Consider the following 21,028-nt stretch of genomic DNA (forward strand, 5'->3'; position numbering starts at 1 on the left):
ACTCTAGCGCGGCACGGCCGGCGCCAGGAACTGGGCGACGGTCTGCTCGAAATATGTGGTATAGGCAATGCCGATGGCGGTGAGCGTGAAGCCGAACAGCAGGAAGGACAGCGCGATCTGCGGCGCCTGCATGATGAAGAAGATCTGCAGCGTCGGCATCAGGCGGTTGAGCAGGCCGAGGGCTACGTTGAACACCACGCCATAGACGATGAAGGGCGCCGCCATGCGCATGCCGAGCGAGAAGGCATCGCTGAGCAGCTGCACGGCGACCTGGGCGAAATCGCCGAAAGCCGGCACGCGCAGCGGCGGAAACAGCGTGTAGCTGTCATGCACCGCCTGCAGCAGCACCAGATGCATATCGGTGGCGAACATCAGCGCGGTGCCGAGGAAGATCAGCGCGCCGCTGAGAATGGCATTCTGGCCACCCATATTGGGATCGAAGAAGGTGGCGGCAGAGAGGCCGGCCTGCATGGCGATCACCGTGCCGGCGACATGCATGGCGGTGAGCAGCATGCGCGTGATCAGGCCGAGGGCGAGGCCGAAGCCGATTTCGGTGATCAGCAGGAAGGCCAGGTTCATCGGCTGCACTGGCAGCGGCGGCAGGCTCGGCCCCAGGATCGGCACCAGCAGGGCAGACATCAGCAGGGCCAGGGTGAGGCGGACGCGCGGCGGGATCGAGGCCTCGCCGATGCCGGGCAGCGACATCATGGCGCTGCCGATCCGGCACAGGATCAGCATGAAGACGAAGACGTTGCCGGCGACGATCTGCTGCAACATGGCAGACCGCTAATTCAATCCGGCGATACGCTGAGCCAACTGCTCCATGAAGGCCACCATGGTGCCGATCATGAACGGCATGGAGATGATGAGGGTGCCGAAGATCGCCAGGATCTTGGGAACGAAGGTGAGCGTCGGTTCCTGCAACTGGGTCAGTGCCTGGAACAGCGCAATCGCCAGGCCGATCACCAGCGAGACAGCCATCGCCGGCCCGGAGACCTTGATCAGGACCCAGATCGCATCGCGCATCACATCTGTAACTTCAACTGCGGTCATCGATTCGCTCGTTTCCGCAGTGTATACCTGATTCGCAGGATGCAGCCCATCAAATGGGCATGCGCATGATTTCCTGGTAGGCGTTGATCACCTTGTCGCGCACCGCGATCACCGTATCCAAGGCCACTTCGGCGTTGGTCACGGCGGTGACGATCTCGGTGACATCGGCCTTGCCGTTCACCGCCTGGGTGGACAGGGTTTCGGCCTTCTGCTGGGCCTCGACGGTGGAATTCAGCGCCTGACGCACCAGATCGCCGAAGCCGGTGCCGCCAACAGAGGTGGCGCCGCCGCCCTGGGTGGCGCGGCCTACGGTGGCAAGCCCGTCTGCCAGCCCACCGATGCGTATATCAGCCATGCTTCAGGCCCTCGCCTCTATCAGTTGCGCAGCAGGTCGACGGTGCGGTTGACCATCGCCTTGGCGCCTTCGATGACGTTCAGATTGGCTTCGTAGGACCGCTGCGCTTCGCGCATATCGGCCATTTCGATCACCGGGCGCACATTCGGCAGCTTCACATAGCCATCGGCATTGGCGGACGGATGGCCCGGATCGTATTTCAGTTCGAAATCCGAGCGGTCGCGGGTCGGCGGCTTGGTTTTCACCATATTGACGCCGGTGGCGCGGTCCAGTTCGTTCTTGAAGCTCACCACCTTGCGGCGATACGGGTCGGCGCCCGGGGTCTTGCCGAGCGAGTCCGAATTGGCGAGGTTTTCCGCGATGACCTTGAGGCGGTCGCTCTGGGCTTTCATGCCAGAGGCGGAAATCTTCATCGCGTCCTTGAGTTCCATCGCCTGCTCCTATGCTTACTGCTGGCGCGGCCCGAGGGCCTTGCGCAGCAGACCGACCTGCTTGCGATACAGGTTGGTCATCAGATTATGTTCGCCCTGGTTTTCCGCCAGCATCATGGTCTGCTGCTCCAGGTTCACCGCGTTGCCGTTCGGCGCCACCTCGAACTCGCCCTTGGCGCGTTCCACCTTCCAGCTGCCGTTGCCGGCGCTGGCGGAACTGCGGCCGATATGGCCGGGCTGGGTGGTGGCAATCGCGGCGCGCGGGTTCGGCCCCTTCACCAGATCGGAGAAGCTGGCCTTCTTGAGATCCTTCGGCTTGTAGTTCGGCGTATCCGCATTGGCGATATTCTCGGCCAGCACACGCTGCCGCTCGCCGGTATATTCCATCCGGCGGGTAATCGCTTTCATGATGTTGATGCGATCCAGGTCCATGGCGGCGACTCTGCCCTGAATCATTGAATCATTTATTAACGAATTGCCGGGATATATTAATAAATGAAACCGCCCGAAAGCCCGCGAAATGGCTGACGAGACTGGAAAACCGCCAAAAAAATTGAAGGCCGTGGCTCTGCGCTACGATGCCGCCAAGGAAGATGCGCCCCGCGTGGTCGCCAATGCCCAGGGGCATATGGCGGAACAGGTGATCCGCATCGCCATGGATAACGGCATCACCATCCGTCAGGATTCGGACCTGGTGGAAATCCTCGGCAAGCTCGATATCGACACCCTGATCCCGGTGGAAGCCTTCGCCGCGGTGGCGGAAATCCTCAGCTACATCTACCGCACCCAGGGCAAGACGCCAGGGAACTGAGGCGGCCGTTGAGCCGACCAATCTAACTTGACCCGACTCGGGCGCGGCAAGCACAGTCCACTGAATTCGGGAGCATCATGGAACAAATCGATTATATGCGTGTCGGCATCGGCTTGGGCGTCGTGCTCATCCTGCTCGGTGCCTTCTACTGGGCGATGAAGTATTTTGCCGGCAACATGCGTGTCGGCAAATGGCGCAACGGCCAGCGTATCGGCGTGATCGAACTGGCGCCGGTGGATGGCACCCGTCGTCTCATCCTGGTGCGGCGCGACAATGTCGAGCATCTGCTGCTGCTCGGCGATGATGGCGACGTGGTGATCGAAACCGGCATCCCGGTGGTGAAAACCGAAACCGATGCCACGCCCAAGGCGCCGATGTTCCCGTCGCTGCGCATGCCGAGCCGCGATCCGAACAAGGACGGAGCCAGCGGTGCGGACTGATCCTGCCGCCAGCAACGCCTGGGTATACCGGGCTGCCTGGAAATGCCGTGAAACCTGGATGCACCGCGCCGGCTGGCTGCCCGGCAGCATGGTGATGCTGCTTTCCGGCGCCGCACTGGCCTATGCCGTGCTGGCCTTCTTCGGCCCGGCCATGGCGCAATCAATCAATATCGATCTTGGCGAAGGCGGCGGCTCGCTCACCGGCCGCGTGATCCAGCTTGTCGCGCTCACCACCGTTTTGACCCTGGCGCCATCGATCCTGATCGTGCTCACCAGCTTCATCCGCATCGTGGTGGTATTCTCGATCCTGCGCACCGCGCTCGGCACCCAGTCGACGCCGCCGAACACGGTGCTGATCAGCTTGGCGCTGTTCCTCACCTTCTTCATCATGCAGCCGACCTTCGAGCGCGCCTATAACGATGGCATCCAGCCGCTGATCGAGGAGCGTATCGACCAGCAGACGGCGTTTGACCGCGCCGTGGCGCCGTTCCACCAGTTCATGCGCGGCCATGTGCGCGAGAAGGACCTGGCGCTGTTCGCCAGCTTCGCCAAGCTGGCGCCGCCGGCAACCCCGGAAGCCATCCCGCTGCGCGTGCTGATCCCGGCCTACATGATCAGCGAATTGAAACGCGCCTTCGAGATCGGCTTCCTGCTGTTCATCCCCTTCATCGTCGTCGACATGGTGGTGGCCTCCATCCTGATGTCGATGGGCATGATGATGCTGCCGCCCGTGGTGATATCCCTGCCGTTCAAGCTGATCTTCTTTGTGCTGGTGGATGGCTGGAATCTGGTCTGCGCCGCGCTGGTCGAAAGCTTCATGGGCGGACCACCGGCAAACTAGCCGGGTAACAGAGCGGACAAGTCAGAAATGGGATGCCCGCTTTCGCGGGCATGACAGGGCTTTTTCTTACTTGTCATCCTCGCGAAGGCGAGGATCCCATTTTTGGTTTTACTCTCCTATCAGCGGCAGGAGACCCGCGGATCAAGTCCGCGGGTGACGCCTGTAGCGCGGCCGCCCCTACTCCCAGTACACCGCCGACAGATCGTTGGCGAAGATCGGCGCGCTGGACCAGAAGCCCTTGAGGTTGGCCTTATAGATGGCAACACGCGAGGCATTGTAGAGCCACACATTCACCGCATCGCGCGACAGCACGCGCTGCATGCGCTGCATGATCTCGGTGCGCTCCTTCACATCCAGCGTGGTGTTGGCCTGGGCCAGCAGGTTGCGGAATTCCGGGCTGTCATACTGCCAGTAATAATTCGGCTCGGCATACTTGATGATGTCGTTCGGCTCGACATGGTTGATGATGGTCAGGTCGTAGTTGAAATTCTTGAACACCACGTCCAGCCACTGCGCCCATTCCATATTCTCGATCTTGGCATTGATGCCGGCCTCCGCCAGCATCGCCGCCACCACCTCGCCGCCACGGCGGGCATAGGCCGGCGGCGGCAGGCGCAGGGTGAGTTCCAGCTTGTCCAGCCCGGCTTCCTTCAGCAGCGCACGGGCCTTGGCCGGATCATACGGATAGGCATTGGCGAGATCGACATAGGCCGGATCATGCGGCGGGAAATGGCTGCCGATCACCGTGCCATAGCCGGAAGCCACCGCCTCGATCAGCGCCTTGCGGTCGATGGCATGGGCCAGCGCGCGGCGCACGCGCAGATCGTCCAGCGGCTTGCGCTTGTTGTTGACCGCCAGCATCACCTCGCCCTCGGTGGTGCCGGTGGTGACGCGGAAACGCTTGTCCTTCTGGAATTGCGGCACATTCTCGCCGCTCATGCCGATAGGGAAACCATCGATATCGCCAGCGAGCAAGGCCGCCACCTGGGCCGCCGGATCGGCGATGACGCGGAAAGTGGCGGTCTTGATGCGGATCGCGGCCGTATCGCGGAAATTCGGCTGGGCGGTCAGCATGATCGAGTCACCCTTCACCCATTTCTCCAGCTTGTAGGGGCCGGTGCCGATGGGATTGGTGGCATTGCCGGCGCGGCTGGCCGGCGTGGTGATCACGGCCGTGTTCTCACCCAGCGAAAAGAGGAAATTGGCGTCCGTCTCCTTCAGCTTGATGGTGACGGTGAGCGGATCGGGCGTGCCGATCTCGGCCATGTTGGTGAACACCGCCTTGCGCTTGTTGGTGCTCTGCGCGCCGCCATAGGTCTCGAATGACGATTTCACTTCCGCCGAGGTGAGCGGCGTGCCGTCGCTGAATTTCACGCCAGCCTTGAGCTTGAAGGTGAATTCCTTCATGTCGGTGCTGGCAGCCCAGCTTTCGGCCAGCAACGGCGCCACGGTGCCATTCTCGCGGATGCGGGTCAGGCCCTCGAAGATATTGAAATGCGTGACCTCGCCGATGGCGGCGGCCGGCGCCGTGGTGGGATCGAGCCCCGGCGGCTCAAGTACCATGCCCAGCGTCACCGCATCCTTTTTCGCCTGCGCCAGAACACCTGCGCCGGGCAATGCCAGCAGCAGGGCCGTGATAGCTAGGGTGCCGGTGAGGAAATAGCGTCGCAGCATGGTGATGCCTCCTGACTTAGCTTGGTTCAAACCCGTTGCAGAATCTGCTTCGCCGCCGGCAGCGTGCCAAGCGGTTCGGCTTCCCAGACACCGCGCGCCACGGCGCGGGCCAGGCAATCGGCGGCGATGCTGCCGATGCGTGCCACCAGGCGCGGCAGAATGGCAGCATCCTCCGGCTGCGCCTGCCATGACGGCAGCGAAACCGAGAATACCGTATCGCCATCGAACGGCGTATGCACCGGGCGAATGGCACGCGCCAGGCCGTCATGCGCCATGGTTGCAACATGGCGTAGGCAACTCTTGTCGAGCCGCGCATTGGTGGCCACGGCCGCGATACAGGTATGGCCAGCGATGCGGCCTTCCGCCGCCAGTTCGTGATCGATGCTGCCGCTCTGCGGATCGACACCGAGGCCACCGAATTCGCTGCCATGCTCCCCCCAGACCTGCTCCCAGGGCGCGGCCCAGAAAGCGCGGTTGCCGGGCGTGAGCACGCTGCCGACCGCGTTCACCGCCACATAGGCGCCGACGATCAGGCCATCATCGCTGACCCAGGAAGCGGAACCAACGCCGCCCTTGATGCGGCCCGCCGCGGCGCCATAGCCCGCCCCGGCATTGCCGAGCGCGAAATCGGCGCGTGCCTCGGCGCAAGCGGCGGCTCCCAGGCGGCGATACGGCGTTTCCTCGGGCCAGTCCTTGTCGCCGCCATTCATCAGGTCGAACAGGATCGCGGCCGGCACGATCGGCACGCGCAGATGCGCCATGGCGAAGCCCTTGCCCTGGCGCGCCAGCCAATGCACCACGCCGGAAGCGGCATCGAGGCCGAAGGCCGAACCGCCGGACAGGCAGATGGCGTCGATCTCAGGCATCATCGCCTCGGGCCGCAGCAGATCGGTCTCGCGCGTACCCGGTGCGCCGCCCCGGCAATCGACGCTGGCGGCGAAACGCCGGTCGGCAAAAATTACACTGACGCCGCTGCGCACGGATTCATCGGCAGCCTGGCCTACCAGCAGGCCCGGCACATCTGTTATCCGGTTGAGCCGCCCTGGCGCGCCCATTCCATCCCTCCCGCAACTGCGAAGGCGGCATGCTAGCCAACTAGAGTATGGCGGGCCAGGGCTATGGCAAAGCTAGTTTGTTTGTGAGCGTGCTTTAGGAAAGCGTGTAGAGGAAATAGCGTTCCGGCGGGATGTCCACCGGCGGCGTGATCACGCTGAGCCGCGCATGGGCCAGACGCTGATCCGACAGCACGATGGCGCCTTTACAGCCCAGTGTCGGCACCAGATCGGACAGCCAGGCGGCCTGGCGCGCATTGGCCGCCGCATCGCCCGAGCCGGTATCGCAATGGATCAGCGCCGCCACGGCGCCGTGGTGCGCGGCGAAAGCCGGCAGCGTGGTGGAGAATTCGCCCAGCACCAGCAAATCGCCCGCCGGCTTGGATTGCGGATGCGCATTATCGGCGCGGTCGAAGGCATAGATATCGCGGCCGGGCAGCTTTTCGCGCAGGTGATCGAAGGTGCGGCCATTGCCGAGACCGATCTCAAGGACCGGCCCGGGAATATCGCGGATCGCCTGCGCCGCCCAGTCCAGCACGCTGCGCTGCGCCGAAAGACGGCGGATGAAACTGTCGAGACGGCTCACGCGCTACACACCTTGCTTATGTTGCCTGTTACGAGTTCTTCGCCGCGGCGGCGCGCAGATCGGCGGTGGTGCGCTCCAGGCGCTGCGCCAGCACGCGCATGATCTCGATGGCGATCTGCGGGAAATCGTTGATCAGGCGGAAGAACAGGTCCTTGGCGATGCGCAGCGTCACCAGTTCGGTCTTGGCGGTGACGGTGGCGGTGCGCGGCACGTCGCAGAGGATGGCGATTTCGCCGACGAAATCATTCTGCTTCAGCCGCGCCACGGTGAGCGGGCCGTTCGGCGTGTTGACCGAAACATCGGCCTCGCCGCCGAAAATGACATAGGCGGCATCGCCGGGATCGCCCTGATTGAACAGCACGTCGCCGGGCTTGTAGGTGATGCGCTGGCTGGTGAAGGCCAGCAGTTTCAGCTTGGCCGGCTCGATCTTGGCAAACAGCGGGATGCGGCGCAGGGCTTCCACTTCTTCGTTCAGGCTCATGGCTCAATCCTTTCGAAAAGCGGCGGCTCAGCCAACCAGCAGATGTTTGAATTTCGCATTATGCTCGGCCAGTTCGGCGAAATTGCCCTGGGCAACCAGATGGCCTTCCTCGAATACCAGTACAATATCGAAGCCAGCCGCGTCGGCGGCGCGCTGCAGCGACCAGACCAGGCCAGCACCCTGGCGCTGCGCCAGCATTTCCCGCAGCACGGCGGCATGGCTGCGCGGATCGAGCGAGGCCGTGCTTTCCGAGAGCATCAGCCAGTCCGGCTGCTTCAGCAAGGCGCGGGCAATCGCCAGTTTCTGGCGCTGCGCGGCGCCCAGGCGGGCACCGGCGATGCCGACCTCGAACTGGAAGCCGACCGCGATGATCGGTTCGCGCAGGCCGCCATGCTCGATCACATCGGCCATCACGCGGCCGATCTTCTCCTGCGCCTGCGCCTGGCCATAGGCGACGCGGCCAAACAGAATGTTGTCGACGATGCTGGCCGAAGCGTTGAAGGTCTCGGGATCGAAGAAGGCGATACTGGCGCGGCGCTCCGCCGGCAGCGTATCGGCGAAAATCTTGCGCGCCTTCAGAATCTGTCCGCGCTCGGCCTCGTCGAAATGGCCCAGGCGATGGCGTGCCAGGATCAGCTTGAACGGCAGCGACATCAGCCGCACGCGGTCTTCCTCGCGCAGCTGGCCCAGAGCATCAGGCCGCGCACGCGCCAGCATCTCCTTGTATTCCGGCAGATCTTCCGAGGAGATGAAGCTGAATTGCTGGAAGAATTCATGATCCGGCGGCAGGTCGGCGAACAATTCGACCATGGTGGAGGCCACTTCATGGCCGATCTGCACGAAGCGGTCGCGCAGGCCCACCTGGTCCAGCACCTGCAGGATATGCGGATCGCGCGCCAGGTTATCGACATCATAGGCGCCGTCGCGCGCGGTGCCGAACATCAGGTTCTCGGCCACCGTGGCGTTGCTGTTGTAGCGCTCGGGGTCCCAGCCTTCGACCAGATCGGCGATATCGCTATCGGCCAGCTTCGAGCGGAAGGCACGCCGCGCCTCCAGCACCTGCTCGGCGAGGCGGAATTGCTGCTTCGGATTGATCGTGCCGCGCATGCCAAGCTGATAGACGTCTTCGTCAAAAGCCGAGACATGCAGCGCCTGAATGGCGCGCTGGGTCAGTTGCTCGGGACTGTCCGCGCCGGCGCGGCGGTAATCGGTCCAGTCGGCATCGACATCGTAAAGGATGTTGCCCGAGGCCTGGAGTTCGGTCATTTCGCGCTCATAGAGGCGCTTGGCTGCGTCATCGCGCTGCTTCTCATGCACCGGACGCTGGCGCAGGCCGAGGAACAGGTTGTCGCCCAGCGAGGCATTGAAGATATGCGCCGAGGCGCCGACATAGGCGAGCTGGCGGCCGGTGACGGTTTCGGGCAGATCGCTTAACGGCCGGCCATTGATCGAGACCTTGCCACGGCTCGGCTCATGCAGGCGGGCCAGGGTCTGGAGGAATTCCTCGCGTCCGCTGCTGCCGACCACGGCGACACGCGCCGGCCAGGGCAAGGTGACGCCGATATTGTCCAGCACCGTCACGCCCTGATCGTCGCTCAAGGCCAGATTGCTGGTGACAACCGGGCCGGCCAGCGACACCGGCTCGGCGGGGTCCTCCAGAATGTCGGCCGCCGGCTTGAGGCCCTGCGGCTCGAACTGGCTCACCACCTGTTCGTATTTCTGCTTCACATCCTCGCGGGTCTGGTAGTGGTTCAGCAGTTCCTTCCAGGGCGCCGCCATTTCCTTATGCGCGTTCACCGCCGCGATCACGGTACCCACATCCATCTGGCCCTTGATCACGAAATAGCCGCCGATGGTGTAGAAGAAGAACGGCCCGAGCTGCTGGATGAAATTGTTGACGAACTTGATGACGAACTTGCGCTGGAAGATTTCGACGCGGATCCAGTAGCTGACGCCGAGCTTCTTGGAGAAATCCGCCAGCATGCGGTTGGAGCCGTCATGGGTATGCAGTTCCACCACACCGGTCACGGTCTCGCCGATGCGGTCGGAGAGGCGGCGCTGGTTCTTGATCCGCTCCTTGCCCAGCGCCCGCACGCGGCGCTGCAGCTTCGGCACGATGTAGAACTGGATCGGATACAGCGCCACCGCCGCCAGCGCCATCACCGGGTTCTGGATCAGCAGGAAGCCGAAGATCACCAGCAGCATGCCGCCCTGGAAAATCGGCAGTGCGAAACTTTCGCCGATGAAGCCGCCCACCGGCTCCACTTCGGCAATGATCATCGGAATGATTTCGCCCTGGCTGGTCTTGCGGAAGGTCGGCAGCGGGAAACGCAAAACCTGACAATAGAGGTCATAGCGCAGGCGGCGCAGCATGCGCTCGCCGGCAATGCCCTGAAACACGTTGATGGCGTATTTGAATCCTTGCTGTACTAGCACAAGGAACAGGAAGCCGAGGCAGAGGACCAGCAGGTAATCCACCTTGCCAAGATCCAGGATGCCGAGGCCGAACAGATCGACAGGGTAATGCACACCCTTGCCCGAGATGCCCTCGTTGATGATCGTCTTGGGCATCGACAGGTAGTAGTAGTACGGAATGAACGACGCGACAGACAGCAGGGTGATAATCACCTGCTGGCGCATCGAGTGCTTGATGATGAATTTGTAAAGGTTCTTTTCCACGCCATGCCCCCTGCGGGTTCCGGCCACTCTATATCAGCCGGCAGGCCCCCGCCAACCGGCGCCCGGCTAACCAGATTCTTATACTTGTGTATGGAATATTAACACGTTAGCGGTCCACCTTACCCCTTGGCCGCCCCCCGGCCCGCATGCCATAGTCGGGGCAAGTCTCGACCCTCGGGGGGTTCTCTATGGTGTCGCGTAGCGACGGAACGCGTGTGCTGATCTATAGCCACGACACGTTCGGCCTCGGCCATTTGCGCCGGTGCCGTACCCTTGGCCATGCCCTGGTCGAGAATAATCCGGATATGTCGGTGCTGATCCTGTCCGGCTCGCCGATCATCGGCAGTTTCGACTTCCGCAGCCGGGTCGATTTCGTGCGTATCCCGGGCGTGATCAAGCTGCGCGACGGGCAATACACCTCGCTCAGCCTGCCGATCCATATCGAGGATACGCTGAAGCTGCGGGCCGAGATCATCCAACATACCGCCCAGGCTTTCGACCCCGATATCTTTATCGTTGATAAGGAGCCCCTGGGGTTGCGCGGTGAGGTTGCCGACACCCTGCGGATGCTGAAAGCCCGGGGTACCAAGCTGGTACTGGGCCTGCGCGACGTGATGGACGAGCCGAAGGCGCTGGAACCGGAATGGCGGCGCAAGAATGTGATGCCGGCCCTGCGCAATCTCTACGACCAGATCTGGGTCTACGGCCTGCCGCAATTCTGCGACCCGCTGGAGGGCATCGACCTCCCCGAGAAGGTGGCGCGCAAGATCGTCTATACCGGCTACCTGCCGCGCACCTCCTCCGAGCCGCCCAACGAGCATCAGCTGCCCGAGATCACCCAGCGCCCCTTCCTGCTGGTGACGCCGGGCGGCGGCGGCGATGGCGAGGGCCTGATCGAATGGGTGCTGCGCGCCTATGAGAGCAACGAGATGCTGCCCTACCCGGCCCTGCTGGTGCTGGGGCCGTTCATGCAGCGCGAGCGGCGGGCGGAATTCCTTGCCCGCGTGGCGCGGCTGCCGCGCGTCGAGGCCATCACCTTCGATGCCCATATGGAGCATCTGGTGCAGAATGCCGTCGGCGTCATCGCCATGGGCGGCTACAACACCTTCTGCGAAATCCTGTCGCTGAACAAACGCGCCATCATCGTGCCGCGCAAAAAGCCGCGCATGGAGCAGTATATCCGCGCCGACCGCGCCCAGGAGCTGGGCCTGATCCGCATGCTGGAAGATGACGAGCGCTACGACGCGGCCGAGATGGCGGCGGCGATCCGCGCCCTGCCGCGCCAGCGCCTGCCGTCCGAGGTGGTGATCCCCGGCCTGCTGGAAGGCCTGGAGAACGTGAACCGCCTGGTGCAGCCCTGGCTGCGCCAGACCCCGCGCGAAGCCCCGACCGGCCAGGTGGTCGAGTTCCGCGCGTGAGTCCAGTTCCCGTCGCTTTTGTGCTTAAGGGCTATCCGCGTCTCTCGGAAACCTTCATCGCCCAGGAAATCGCCGCGCTGGAGCAACTCGGCCTCGACATTATTATCGTCTCGCTGCGCCATCCCACCGACAAGAAGCGCCATGCGCTGAACGACGCCATCCACGCGCCGATCCTGTATCTGCCGGAATATCTCTACCAGGAACCTTTGCGCGTGCTGCGCGGCTGGTGGCGTGCCCGCCGCCTGCCCGGCTATGGCGCCACGCTGCGGCTGTGGTGGCGCGACCTGCTGCGCGACCTGACGCCGAACCGTGGCCGCCGGCTCGGCCAGGCCCTGGTGCTGGCCGCCGAACTGCCGGAACGCTACCGCCATATCCATGCGCATTTCGTGCATACGCCGGGTTCGGTGGCGCGCTATGCGGCGCATTTGCGCGGCCTGCCCTGGACTGCCTCGGCCCATGCCCGCGACCTCTGGACCACGCCGGCCTGGGAGAAGCAGGAGAAATTCGCCGATTGCCAATGGGCCGTCACCTGCAACGCGCACAACATCACCCATCTGCGCGGCATCGATGCCGCCGACAAGGTCAGTCTGGTCTATCACGGCATCGATACCAGCCGCTTCCCGGCCCCGCCCGAAAGCCGCCCGCCGCGCGATGGCGGCAAGGCCGATGATCCGGTGCGGCTAGTCTCGGTCGGCCGCGCCGTGGCCAAGAAGGGCTACGACATCCTGCTCGATGCCCTGGCAAAGCTGCCGCGTGACCTGCACTGGCGGCTCGACCATATCGGCGGCGGCCCGTTGCTGCCGGCCTTGAAGGAACAGGCCGAACGGCTTGGTCTGGCCGGGCGCATCATCTGGCAGGGTGCCCAGGCACAGGATGCGGTGATTGCCGCTTATCGCCAGGCCGACCTTTTCGCGCTGGCCAGCCGGCGCGACAGCGAAGGCGACATGGATGGCCTGCCGAATGTGCTGATGGAGGCCCAGAGCCAGGGGCTGGCCTGCGTCAGCACCAAACTTTCCGCCATCCCGGAGTTGATCGAGCCGGACCAGACCGGCCTGCTGGTGCCGCCTGATGACGCCACGGCCTTGGCCGCTGCCTTGCAGCGCCTGATCGCCGATCCGGCGCTACGCCAGCGCCTGGGCGATGCCGGTGCGAAACGGGTGCGCGAGCGGTTCAGCATGCAGGCGGGCATCGCCGACCTCGCCCGGCGCTTCGGCCTGAAGGCGGCTTGAGATGCGGATCGGATTCTATGCGCCGCTGAAACCGCCGGATCATCCCTCGCCATCCGGTGACCGCCGCATGGCGCGGCTGCTGATGGCGGCGTTGCAGGGCATGGGCCATGAAGTGCAGGTGATTTCCGACCTGCGCACCTATAACAGCGATGGCAACCCGGCGCGCGAAGCCGGCATCGCCGAGGCCAGTTCGGCTGAAGTCTCGCGCCTGACGCGGCTTTTCGCCGGGCCGCCGCAGGCTTTGCCGGACCTGTTCTTCACCTATCACGTCTATCACAAGGCCGCCGATTATATCGGCCCGGCGCTGAAGCAGCGCTTCAACAAGCCCTATGTGATCGCCGAGCCCTCGGTGGCGCCGAAACGCGCCAATTCCCCCTGGGCCAGGGGCTATGTGCAGGCGGCCAATGCCATCCGCATGGCCGATGCGCTGCTCTGCCTCACCAACCTGGACCGCACCTGCGTCGAATTGCTGGCTGGGGCAGAGCGTGTATACGCGCTGCCGCCCTTCCTTGATGCACAGCCCTATACCCGCGTGCTGTCGCACCGCGATGCCCTGCGCCCGGCCTGGGGGCAACGCTACCGCCTGCCGACTGAGGAACCCTGGCTGCTCGCCGTCGGCATGATGCGGCCGGGCGACAAGCTGGCCTCGTTCCGCGCGCTCGGCGATGTGCTGCGCCGCGCCATGCACAAGCCCTGGCGGCTGCTGGTGGTGGGCGATGGATCGGCGCGGGCCGATGTGGAAGCAGCCCTCGCACCGCTCGGTGCACGCGCCTGCTTCACCGGGTTGCTGACACCGGAAGAACTCGCCGGCGCCTATGCGGTGAGCGACCTCTATGTCTGGCCGGCGGTGAACGAGGCCTATGGCATGGCTTTGCTGGAAGCCCAGGCCTGCGGCCTGCCGGTGCTGGCTTCCGATACGCGCGGTGTGCCCGATATCGTCAAGACCGGCGAAACCGGCTGGCTGACGCCGATGGATGACTGGCAGGCGATGGCAACCGCGCTCGGCGATCTGCTGGATGCGCCAGGCCGGCTGCAACGCATGCGCGAGGCGGCGCTGGCTAATGTCGCCATCGAGCATGACATCCCGGCGGCGCAGCGCCATTTCCGCGCCGTGTTCCAGAAACTGGGCCTGCCGGCATGACCCTGCTCGCGCTTTACCGCCACACCCGCACATCGTGGAACGAAGCCGGCCGGCTGCAAGGCCGCGCCGATATTCCGGCACTCGACAGTGCATTGGCCAAGCTGGGCAGGCAGAAGATTCCCACGCCCTATGATGCCTGGCCGTGGTTCACCAGCCCGCTTACCCGCACGCGGCAGACCGCAACTGCCCTCGGCCTGGAACCGCTGCCGGATGCCGCGCTGATCGAAACCCATTGGGGCGATTACGAGGGCAAGACGCTGGATGACCTGAGCCATCTTGGCGATTTTCTGGAAAATGAATCGCGCGGCCTGGATTTGCAGCCCCCCAATGGCGAAAGCCCGCGCCAGGTGCAGGACCGGCTGAAACCCTGGCTGCGCCTGCGCGCGGCAGCCGGCGTGAATTGCGGCGCCATGAGCCATAAGGGCGTGATCCGTGCCATACTGGCGCTGGCCTATGACTGGCCGATGCTGGGCAAGCCGCCGGTGAAGCTGGACTGGGCCTGCCTGCATGTCTTTCGCCTGGAGGCCGATGGCTTGCCGCGCCCGGAACAGATGAATATCCCCCTGGTGCCGCGATGAAGCGCAAGATTCTCATCTATGTGCAACATCTGCTCGGCGTCGGCCATCTGCACCGCGTCGCGGCGATTGCCCGCGCGCTGGCGCGTGCCGAATTCGAGGTGCTGCTGGTATCGGGCGGCTATCCCGATCCGACGCTGGGCAAGCTGGATGGCATCCGCTTCGCGCAATTGCCGCCGGCCCGCGCCGCCGATGCCAGTTTCCGCATCATCCTGGATTTCGCCGGCAACCGCGTCGATGACGCCTGGTGGGAGGCGCGCCGCGCCGAACTCTATCGCCTGTTCGATGAATTCCGCCCCGCTGCGGTGATCACCGAACTGTTTCCCTATGCGCGCCGCCCGATGCGACATGAATTGCTGCCCTGGCTGGCGCATGTCCGTTCCGCCAAGCCGCGCCCGCTGGTGCTGAGTTCGGTGCGCGACATCCTGGTCGATCGCACCAAGCCGGAGCGCGACCTGGATGTGCTGAACTGGCTGGCGGCCAATTACGATGGCACGCTGATCCATGGCGATCCGAACTTCATCCCGTTCGAGCAGACCTTCCCGCTGGCCGGCCGCATCACCACGCCGCTGCATTACACCGGCTATATCGTCGAGCAATCGGAATTGCAGCCGACGCAGGCCGGCCGCGATGAAGTGCTGGTCTCGGCCGGCGGCGGCGCTGTCGGCATGCCGCTGTTCCGCACCGCGATTGCCGCCCGCCCGCTGTCGCAGGCGCGCGACCTGACCTGGCGCCTGCTGGTGAGCCGGCAGGAAACCGCCGAGGACGTGGCCGCGTTGCGCGCGCTGGCGCCGCCCGGCGTGATCGTGGATTGGGCCAGGGCGGATTTCCCCAGCATGCTGCGGCATTGCCGGCTCTCGATCAGCAAGGCGGGCTACAACACGGTGATGGAAACGCTGGCCGCCCGCGCCCGCGCCGTGGTGGTGCCATTCTCCGGCGGCGATGAAACCGAACAGGCTTTGCGCGCCGAGCTGCTGAGCCAGCGCGGCGCCGTGGCAGCCTTGCGGGAATCCGACGCTACGCCGGCGGCTCTGGCCCAGGCGGTGGACCGCGCCCTGGTGATGGCGCTGCCGGACAAGCCAGTGCTGGATTTGAATGGCGCCGCCAATACCGCTGCCCTGCTCCATCGCTTGCTGCAATGAGCAACTGGGCCGCGCTGGATGCCGAACTCGATGCCTGGGCGGCGGCTGGCCGGAAAGCCCTGTTCTGGTGGCGCGACGACGATGCCGGCACGCTGACTCCCGCCCTGCAACGCCTGCTCGACCTGCAGGCGGCCAACGAAACACCGCTGAGTCTGGCGGTGATCCCGGCCCGGGCCGACGCCGATCTGGCCGAAGCTTTGCGCCGCCGCGATGCCATTGCTGTGCTGCAACATGGCTTCGCGCATCACAATCATGCCCCCATGGGCGAAAAGAAGGCCGAGTTTCCCGGCAGCCGCCCGGCCCAGGCAGCCCTGGCCGATCTGCGCCAGGGCCGCGAGGCCTTGAAAAAGCTGTTCGGGTACAGCCTGCGCCCGGTGCTGGTGCCGCCCTGGAACCGCATCTCGGCAGCCTTGCTGCCACACCTGCCGCGCCTGGGGCTGCATGGCCTTTCCACCTTCAAGCCGCGTGGCGAAGCCTGGGCGGCGCCGGGCCTGATGCAGGTGAATACCCATCTCGACCCGATTGACTGGCGCCAGGGTGCAGGATTCCTGGGCGAAACCGCCTGCCTGGACATAGCCATTGCGCAGCTTCGCCAGTCACGGGAAACCGCCGATGCCGAACCGCTCGGCCTGCTGACCCATCATGCCCAGCAGGACGAAGCCACCTGGGCCTTCGCCGCGCGCTTCATCGCCCATACCCGGGCACACCGCACTGCACTCTGGATCGATATCGACAGCGCCTTCGGCGCCGGGCCGGCGGCTTAAATCCAGCATGATCAAGGTGGCGTAATATCCCTGTCATGGCCCGGCTGTACTACCCGCTGCATCACCTCTGGCGCGACCATCTCCGCGCCTGGCCCGCGCTCGCCTTTTGCCTCGCTCTGATGTTGTTTAACTCCCCGATATCTGTCATCTTTTTCCTCCTTGGCGGCGTGAGCCTGCTGCTGGCTTGGCTGGGCGGCCACACGCTGTGGCGCCAACAGATCGAGTTCGAACTCGACGAGCTGGGCGTGGCACGGATCAGCCGCTGGGGCATGGCGTCGCGGCGGCGCGTGGCCTGGGAGGAATTGCGGGGCGTCCGGCTGCGCTACTACTCCACCAGGCGCGACCGCAGCGGCGGCTGGATGACGGTGACCATAGCAGGCCCCGGGGGAACAACGTTGCGCGCCGATAGCGATCTTGAGGGATTCGAGCGTCTTGTGGGCGTGGCCCTGGCGGCTGCCGACAGGCTCGGCCTGCCGCTGGATGAAGCGACCCGGAACAACGCCCGGCTGCTGCAAGGCGGCATGAAGTGGCAAGAGGCCCATGAATGAGTGGTGTTGACGATACGCCGGTGATCGATGTCCGCGACCTGCGGGTGCATTTCCGCGTCGCCGAGGGCGTGATCAAGGCGGTGGATGGCGTCAGCTTCCGCGTGCCCCAGGGCAAGACTGTGGCGCTGGTGGGTGAATCTGGCAGCGGCAAGTCGGTGGTGAGCCAGGCGATCATGGGCATCCTGCCGCGCGCCGCGGATATCACCAGCGGCGAAATCCTGTTCCGCGACCCGGGGCAGAACGGCGCCATCACCGATATCGCCAAGCTGGAACGCGGCGGCGAGGCCATGCGCAAGCTGCAGGGCGGTCGCATCTCGATCATCTTCCAGGAGCCGATGACCTCGCTGTCGCCGCTGCACACCATCGGCAACCAGGTGACGGAAGCGCTGCGGCTGCACCGCAATGCCAGCCAGGAAGATGCTGACCGGCTTGCCACCGACATGCTGCGCCTGGTCGGCTTCCCCGATCCGGCGCGGGCGATGAACACCTATGCCTTCGAGCTTTCCGGCGGCCTGCGCCAGCGCGCCATGATCGCCATGGCGCTGGTCTGCCGCCCGGCCCTGCTGATCGCCGACGAGCCGACCACGGCGCTGGACGTGACGATCCAGGCGCAGATCCTGAAACTGATCAAGGACCTGCAAAGCGAACTCGGCATGGCCGTGCTGATGATCACCCATGATCTCGGCGTCGTAGCCAACATGGCCGACGAGATCGTGGTGATGTACCACGGCAAGGTGATGGAGCGCGGCTCGCTCGACGACATCTTCCGCCATCCCGAGCATCCCTATCTCAAGGCGCTGCTGAACGCCGTGCCGCGCTTCGACATGAAGCCGGGCGAGCGGCTGGTGCCGATCCGCGAGATCAAGGCCGAAGTCGGCGGCCTGCTGAAGCGCCGCCCTTCTGTAGCAGAGGAAGCCGGCAAGCCGCTGCTGGAGGTCAACAGCCTGACCAAGCGGTTCTCGATCCGCAAAGGCGGCTTCTTCGCCAAGCAATCGAATTCGGTGGCGCTGGCGGTGGATGACGTGAGCTTTGCCGTGCAGCGCGGCGAATGTCTGGGCCTGGTCGGCGAAAGCGGCTGCGGCAAGACCACCACCAGCAAGATGATCATGCGGGCGCTGACGCCGGATGAAGGCAGCATCCGCTTCCATGGCGGCGGCCAGCCGGTGGACGTGCTGCAACTGGAAGGCCAGGCGCTGTTCGACTACCGCCGCAAGGTGCAGTTCATTTTCCAGGACCCGTTCTCCTCGCTCAATCCGCGCATGACGGTGTTCGATATCGTTTCCGAGCCGCTGGTGATCCACCAGATCGGCGACGAGGCCGAACGTTTCGAGCGCGTGAAGGAGCTGATGACCCTGGTGGGTCTGGATGTGCGCCATCTGCGGCGCTATCCGCACAGCTTCTCCGGCGGCCAGCGCCAGCGCATCGGCATCGCCCGCGCCCTCGCCCTGCAACCTGAATTGCTGATCTGCGACGAGCCAGTTTCGGCGCTCGACGTGTCGATCCAGGCCCAGGTGCTGAATCTGCTGAAGGACCTGAAAAAGGAACTCGGCCTCACCTACCTGTTCATTTCGCATAATCTCGCCGTGGTCGATTACATCGCCGACCGCATCGCCGTGATGTGCGCCGGCCGGCTGGTGGAACTGGCGCCGCGCGAATTGCTGTTCAAGCAGCCGGTGCATCCCTACACCAAGGCATTGCTCGCCGCCGTGCCGAAGCCGGACCCGAATGCCCGGCTCGATCTCAAGCTGCTGATGGAAGGCAAGGCTTCCATTCCGGCAGCCTGGCCCGCCCCCTTCACCATTGATGGCACCACGCGCCCCGCCCTGATTGATCTCGGCGAGGGCCATTATGTACGGGCTGCGGCTACCGCCGATGCCCGGGAGCTCGTGGCATGAAAACTTTCGCCCTCGCCGCAATTCTGCTGACCGCCGCCTTCTCTGCTGCCCCCACTTCAGTGGCCTGGGCGCAGATGACGCTGAAGGAAACCACCTCGCTCGCCGCCGAAGTTACCGCCGGCAAGCTGCCACCGGTCGAAAAGCGTCTGCCGGAAAATCCGATGGTGGTGCAGTTCACCGCGCCCTACAAACTCGGCCAGCAAGGCGGCGAGATGCGCACCCTGATCGGCCGCGCCCGCGAACTGCGGCTGCTCAACACCATCAGCTACAACCGCCTGGTGGTCTATAACGATAAATACGATTTCGTGCCCGATCTCTGCGAACGCTTTGAAGTGCAGGACGAGCGCGTTTTCACCTTCCATCTGCGCAAGGGCCATAAATGGTCCGATGGCTCGCCCTTCACGGCGGAAGACTTCCGCTATTACTGGGAGGATGTCGCCAACAACGCGGAGATCAGCCCATCGGGTCCGCCGGTGGACCTGCTGGTGGATGGCGAGCGGCCGGTGGTGGAATTCCCCGATGCCTATACCGTCCGCTATAGCTGGAAGCAGCGCAATCCGAAATTCCTGCCGCGCATTGCCGGCACCTCGGCCTTCTATCTCTACCGGCCTTCGACCTACCTGAAGAAGTTTCACGCCAAATACGCCGATCCGGCGGCGCTGGCCAAGGCGGCGGCTGCCGAGAAGCGCGCCAACTGGGCGGCGTTGCATAACAAGATCGACAACATGGTGGAGAACGACAACCCGGATCTGCCGACCCTGGATGCCTGGATGATCCAGACCCGGCCGCCCTCGATCCGCTTCGTCGCCGTGCGCAATCCCTATTACCACCGCGTCGATAGCAATGGCGTGCAGCTGCCCTATCTCGACCGCGTGGTGCTGGCCCAGGCCGATCCGAAGCTGATCCCGGCCAAGGCCGGTGCCGGCGAAGCCGACGTGCAGTTCCGCACCATCGCCTTCTCCAACTTCACCTTCCTGAAGGAAAACGAGAAGCGCGCCGGCTACCGCACGCTGCTGTGGAAAACCGCCAAGGGTTCGCATTTCACGCTGTTCCCGAATTTCAACGTGAATGATCCCGCCTGGCGCAAGCTGGTGCGCGATGTGCGCTTCCGCCGCGCGCTGTCGCATGGCATCGACCGCGAAGCCGTGAACCAGTCGCTGTTCTACGGCCTGGCCCAGGAAGCCAACAACACCGTGCTGCCCGACAGCCCGCTGTTCCGGCCGATGTACCAGACCCGCGATACCGAATTCGATATCGCCAAGGCGAACAAGCTGCTGGATGAACTGGGCCTCACCAAGCGCGGCAGCGATGGCATCCGCCTGCTGCCCGATGGCCGCCCGATGGAAATCATCATCGAGACCGCCGGCGAGGTTTCCGAGCAGATCGACATTCTGGAACTGATCGCCGAAAGCTGGCTCAAGGTCGGCATCAAAATGTTCCCCAAGCCGAGCCAGCGCGACGTGCTGCGCAATCGCATCTTCGCCGGCGAGGCGCTGATGAGCGTGTGGTCGGGCCTGGAGAATGGCGTGCCCAATGCCGCTGCCAGCCCGTCTGAACTGGCGCCGACCTCGCAGTTCCAGCTGCAATGGCCGAAATGGGGCCAGTTCTATGAGACCAAGGGCCAGAATGGCGAAGCGCCGGACATGGCGGAAGCCAAGGAACTGCTGAAGCTGAACGAGGACTGGAACGAAGCCGGCGACCTGACCACGCGCGAGCAGGTATGGCACCGCATGCTCACCATCCATATGGAGCAGATGTATACCATCGGCGTGATTACCGGCGTGTTCCAGCCCATCGTGGTGAACCGAAAGCTGGCCAATGTGCCCGATGAAGGCATCTACAATTGGGACCCCGGCGCGCTGATCGGCATGTACCGGCCGGAAAACTTCTGGATGAAGCAGTGAGCGCCACGA

At 64.3% G+C, this 21,028-nt stretch carries 22 protein-coding genes; 12 read left to right on the forward strand and 10 right to left on the reverse strand.

Translation table 11 applies throughout. The features are described 5' to 3' along the window. Nucleotides 1-3: 3 nt before the first annotated feature. Genes fliR through flgB form a run of 5 tightly spaced genes read right to left on the reverse strand, consistent with a single transcriptional unit; the run spans nucleotide 4 to nucleotide 2,271 of the window. On the reverse strand, nucleotides 4-777 hold the full coding sequence (gene fliR / locus ACQY7X_RS21680; protein ID WP_428247573.1) for a flagellar biosynthetic protein FliR: 774 nt from the start codon (nucleotides 775-777) through the stop codon (nucleotides 4-6). A gap of 9 nt (nucleotides 778-786) precedes the next feature. Further along, on the reverse strand, nucleotides 787-1,053 hold the full coding sequence (gene fliQ / locus ACQY7X_RS21685; RefSeq protein ID WP_428247574.1) for a flagellar biosynthesis protein FliQ: 267 nt from the start codon (nucleotides 1,051-1,053) through the stop codon (nucleotides 787-789). A gap of 49 nt (nucleotides 1,054-1,102) precedes the next feature. After that, a complete protein-coding gene (gene fliE / locus ACQY7X_RS21690) occupies nucleotides 1,103-1,408 on the reverse strand; it encodes a flagellar hook-basal body complex protein FliE (RefSeq protein ID WP_428247575.1) in 306 nt (101 codons plus the stop codon). Nucleotides 1,409-1,428: 20 nt separating this feature from the next. Further along, nucleotides 1,429-1,839 carry a flagellar basal body rod protein FlgC gene (gene flgC, locus ACQY7X_RS21695; protein WP_428247576.1) on the reverse strand — a complete coding sequence of 137 codons (411 nt, stop codon included), beginning with the start codon at nucleotides 1,837-1,839 and terminating at the stop codon, nucleotides 1,429-1,431. Nucleotides 1,840-1,854: 15 nt separating this feature from the next. Beyond that, on the reverse strand, nucleotides 1,855-2,271 hold the full coding sequence (gene flgB / locus ACQY7X_RS21700) for a flagellar basal body rod protein FlgB (protein ID WP_428247577.1): 417 nt from the start codon (nucleotides 2,269-2,271) through the stop codon (nucleotides 1,855-1,857). Between the two features lie 88 nt (nucleotides 2,272-2,359). Here flgB and ACQY7X_RS21705 point away from each other — a divergent pair, with 88 nt between their 5' ends. From ACQY7X_RS21705 to fliP, 3 genes are all read left to right on the forward strand, one after another. Next, complete coding sequence (locus ACQY7X_RS21705; protein WP_428247578.1) at nucleotides 2,360-2,650, forward strand: EscU/YscU/HrcU family type III secretion system export apparatus switch protein; 291 nt, start codon at nucleotides 2,360-2,362, stop codon at nucleotides 2,648-2,650. A gap of 77 nt (nucleotides 2,651-2,727) precedes the next feature. Beyond that, entirely contained in the window at nucleotides 2,728-3,090 is a 363-nt protein-coding gene (locus ACQY7X_RS21710; protein WP_428247579.1) for a hypothetical protein, read from the forward strand. A gap of 58 nt (nucleotides 3,091-3,148) precedes the next feature. Further along, nucleotides 3,149-3,931, forward strand: coding sequence for a flagellar type III secretion system pore protein FliP (fliP, locus tag ACQY7X_RS21715; RefSeq protein WP_428250090.1), 783 nt, complete (start codon nucleotides 3,149-3,151; stop codon nucleotides 3,929-3,931). 177 nt (nucleotides 3,932-4,108) lie between these two features. Here the strand turns inward: fliP and ACQY7X_RS21720 are convergent, their stop codons facing one another. The 5 genes from ACQY7X_RS21720 to ACQY7X_RS21740 form a co-directional block, all read right to left on the reverse strand. Continuing rightward, nucleotides 4,109-5,605 (reverse strand): ABC transporter substrate-binding protein, encoded by a 1,497-nt coding sequence (locus ACQY7X_RS21720; RefSeq protein WP_428247580.1) that lies wholly within the window; start codon nucleotides 5,603-5,605, stop codon nucleotides 4,109-4,111. Nucleotides 5,606-5,631: 26 nt separating this feature from the next. Continuing rightward, nucleotides 5,632-6,660: a P1 family peptidase gene (locus ACQY7X_RS21725; RefSeq protein WP_428247581.1), complete on the reverse strand. Its 1,029-nt coding sequence runs from the start codon at nucleotides 6,658-6,660 to the stop codon at nucleotides 5,632-5,634. A 94-nt stretch (nucleotides 6,661-6,754) separates the two neighbouring features. After that, nucleotides 6,755-7,243, reverse strand: a complete 489-nt coding sequence (locus ACQY7X_RS21730) for a class I SAM-dependent methyltransferase (protein WP_428247582.1) — start codon at nucleotides 7,241-7,243, stop codon at nucleotides 6,755-6,757. Between the two features lie 28 nt (nucleotides 7,244-7,271). After that, complete coding sequence (locus ACQY7X_RS21735) at nucleotides 7,272-7,724, reverse strand: Crp/Fnr family transcriptional regulator (RefSeq protein ID WP_341980680.1); 453 nt, start codon at nucleotides 7,722-7,724, stop codon at nucleotides 7,272-7,274. Nucleotides 7,725-7,751: 27 nt separating this feature from the next. Next, nucleotides 7,752-10,403 carry an ABC transporter transmembrane domain-containing protein gene (locus tag ACQY7X_RS21740; protein ID WP_428247583.1) on the reverse strand — a complete coding sequence of 884 codons (2,652 nt, stop codon included), beginning with the start codon at nucleotides 10,401-10,403 and terminating at the stop codon, nucleotides 7,752-7,754. Nucleotides 10,404-10,591: 188 nt separating this feature from the next. Here ACQY7X_RS21740 and ACQY7X_RS21745 point away from each other — a divergent pair, with 188 nt between their 5' ends. From ACQY7X_RS21745 to ACQY7X_RS21785, 9 genes are read left to right on the forward strand one after another with little or no spacing between them, the layout of a single operon-like run. Further along, on the forward strand, nucleotides 10,592-11,821 hold the full coding sequence (locus tag ACQY7X_RS21745; RefSeq protein WP_428247584.1) for a glycosyltransferase family protein: 1,230 nt from the start codon (nucleotides 10,592-10,594) through the stop codon (nucleotides 11,819-11,821). Beyond that, complete coding sequence (locus ACQY7X_RS21750; protein WP_428247585.1) at nucleotides 11,818-13,050, forward strand: glycosyltransferase family 4 protein; 1,233 nt, start codon at nucleotides 11,818-11,820, stop codon at nucleotides 13,048-13,050. The genes ACQY7X_RS21745 and ACQY7X_RS21750 overlap by 4 nt, the downstream gene beginning before the upstream one ends. Nucleotide 13,051: 1 nt before the next feature. Beyond that, on the forward strand, nucleotides 13,052-14,191 hold the full coding sequence (locus tag ACQY7X_RS21755) for a glycosyltransferase family 4 protein (protein ID WP_428247586.1): 1,140 nt from the start codon (nucleotides 13,052-13,054) through the stop codon (nucleotides 14,189-14,191). Further along, nucleotides 14,188-14,769 carry a histidine phosphatase family protein gene (locus tag ACQY7X_RS21760; RefSeq protein WP_428247587.1) on the forward strand — a complete coding sequence of 194 codons (582 nt, stop codon included), beginning with the start codon at nucleotides 14,188-14,190 and terminating at the stop codon, nucleotides 14,767-14,769. The genes ACQY7X_RS21755 and ACQY7X_RS21760 overlap by 4 nt, the downstream gene beginning before the upstream one ends. After that, nucleotides 14,766-15,908, forward strand: a complete 1,143-nt coding sequence (locus tag ACQY7X_RS21765) for a glycosyltransferase family protein (protein WP_428247588.1) — start codon at nucleotides 14,766-14,768, stop codon at nucleotides 15,906-15,908. The genes ACQY7X_RS21760 and ACQY7X_RS21765 overlap by 4 nt, the downstream gene beginning before the upstream one ends. Continuing rightward, nucleotides 15,905-16,672 carry a polysaccharide deacetylase family protein gene (locus ACQY7X_RS21770; protein ID WP_428247589.1) on the forward strand — a complete coding sequence of 256 codons (768 nt, stop codon included), beginning with the start codon at nucleotides 15,905-15,907 and terminating at the stop codon, nucleotides 16,670-16,672. Before ACQY7X_RS21765 ends, ACQY7X_RS21770 begins: the two co-directional genes overlap by 4 nt. Nucleotides 16,673-16,707: 35 nt before the next feature. Then, on the forward strand, nucleotides 16,708-17,220 hold the full coding sequence (locus ACQY7X_RS21775) for a hypothetical protein (protein WP_428247590.1): 513 nt from the start codon (nucleotides 16,708-16,710) through the stop codon (nucleotides 17,218-17,220). After that, the gene (locus tag ACQY7X_RS21780; protein ID WP_428247591.1) at nucleotides 17,217-19,115 is read left to right on the forward strand and encodes a dipeptide ABC transporter ATP-binding protein; all 1,899 of its coding nucleotides are present in this window, start codon (nucleotides 17,217-17,219) and stop codon (nucleotides 19,113-19,115) included. Before ACQY7X_RS21775 ends, ACQY7X_RS21780 begins: the two co-directional genes overlap by 4 nt. Then, the gene (locus ACQY7X_RS21785; protein ID WP_428247592.1) at nucleotides 19,112-21,019 is read left to right on the forward strand and encodes an ABC transporter substrate-binding protein; all 1,908 of its coding nucleotides are present in this window, start codon (nucleotides 19,112-19,114) and stop codon (nucleotides 21,017-21,019) included. The genes ACQY7X_RS21780 and ACQY7X_RS21785 overlap by 4 nt, the downstream gene beginning before the upstream one ends. Nucleotides 21,020-21,028: the final 9 nt, after the last annotated feature.

This window comes from Ferrovibrio sp. (assembly GCF_965278975.1).
In the GTDB taxonomy this organism is placed as follows: domain Bacteria; phylum Pseudomonadota; class Alphaproteobacteria; order Ferrovibrionales; family Ferrovibrionaceae; genus Ferrovibrio.

Excerpts from the sequence above, each read along its gene's own strand:
- fliR (WP_428247573.1), bottom strand. The coding sequence starts at position 777 with ATGTTGCAGCAGATCGTCGCCGGCAACGTCTTCGTCTTCATGCTGATC.
- fliQ (WP_428247574.1), bottom strand. The coding sequence starts at position 1,053 with ATGACCGCAGTTGAAGTTACAGATGTGATGCGCGATGCGATCTGGGTC.
- fliE (WP_428247575.1), bottom strand. The coding sequence starts at position 1,408 with ATGGCTGATATACGCATCGGTGGGCTGGCAGACGGGCTTGCCACCGTA.
- flgC (WP_428247576.1), bottom strand. The coding sequence starts at position 1,839 with ATGGAACTCAAGGACGCGATGAAGATTTCCGCCTCTGGCATGAAAGCC.
- flgB (WP_428247577.1), bottom strand. The coding sequence starts at position 2,271 with ATGGACCTGGATCGCATCAACATCATGAAAGCGATTACCCGCCGGATG.
- ACQY7X_RS21705 (WP_428247578.1), top strand. The coding sequence starts at position 2,360 with ATGGCTGACGAGACTGGAAAACCGCCAAAAAAATTGAAGGCCGTGGCT.
- ACQY7X_RS21710 (WP_428247579.1), top strand. The coding sequence starts at position 2,728 with ATGGAACAAATCGATTATATGCGTGTCGGCATCGGCTTGGGCGTCGTG.
- fliP (WP_428250090.1), top strand. The coding sequence starts at position 3,149 with ATGCACCGCGCCGGCTGGCTGCCCGGCAGCATGGTGATGCTGCTTTCC.
- ACQY7X_RS21720 (WP_428247580.1), bottom strand. The coding sequence starts at position 5,605 with ATGCTGCGACGCTATTTCCTCACCGGCACCCTAGCTATCACGGCCCTG.
- ACQY7X_RS21725 (WP_428247581.1), bottom strand. The coding sequence starts at position 6,660 with ATGGGCGCGCCAGGGCGGCTCAACCGGATAACAGATGTGCCGGGCCTG.
- ACQY7X_RS21735 (WP_341980680.1), bottom strand. The coding sequence starts at position 7,724 with ATGAGCCTGAACGAAGAAGTGGAAGCCCTGCGCCGCATCCCGCTGTTT.
- ACQY7X_RS21745 (WP_428247584.1), top strand. The coding sequence starts at position 10,592 with ATGGTGTCGCGTAGCGACGGAACGCGTGTGCTGATCTATAGCCACGAC.
- ACQY7X_RS21755 (WP_428247586.1), top strand. The coding sequence starts at position 13,052 with ATGCGGATCGGATTCTATGCGCCGCTGAAACCGCCGGATCATCCCTCG.
- ACQY7X_RS21760 (WP_428247587.1), top strand. The coding sequence starts at position 14,188 with ATGACCCTGCTCGCGCTTTACCGCCACACCCGCACATCGTGGAACGAA.
- ACQY7X_RS21765 (WP_428247588.1), top strand. The coding sequence starts at position 14,766 with ATGAAGCGCAAGATTCTCATCTATGTGCAACATCTGCTCGGCGTCGGC.
- ACQY7X_RS21770 (WP_428247589.1), top strand. The coding sequence starts at position 15,905 with ATGAGCAACTGGGCCGCGCTGGATGCCGAACTCGATGCCTGGGCGGCG.
- ACQY7X_RS21775 (WP_428247590.1), top strand. The coding sequence starts at position 16,708 with ATGGCCCGGCTGTACTACCCGCTGCATCACCTCTGGCGCGACCATCTC.
- ACQY7X_RS21780 (WP_428247591.1), top strand. The coding sequence starts at position 17,217 with ATGAGTGGTGTTGACGATACGCCGGTGATCGATGTCCGCGACCTGCGG.
- ACQY7X_RS21785 (WP_428247592.1), top strand. The coding sequence starts at position 19,112 with ATGAAAACTTTCGCCCTCGCCGCAATTCTGCTGACCGCCGCCTTCTCT.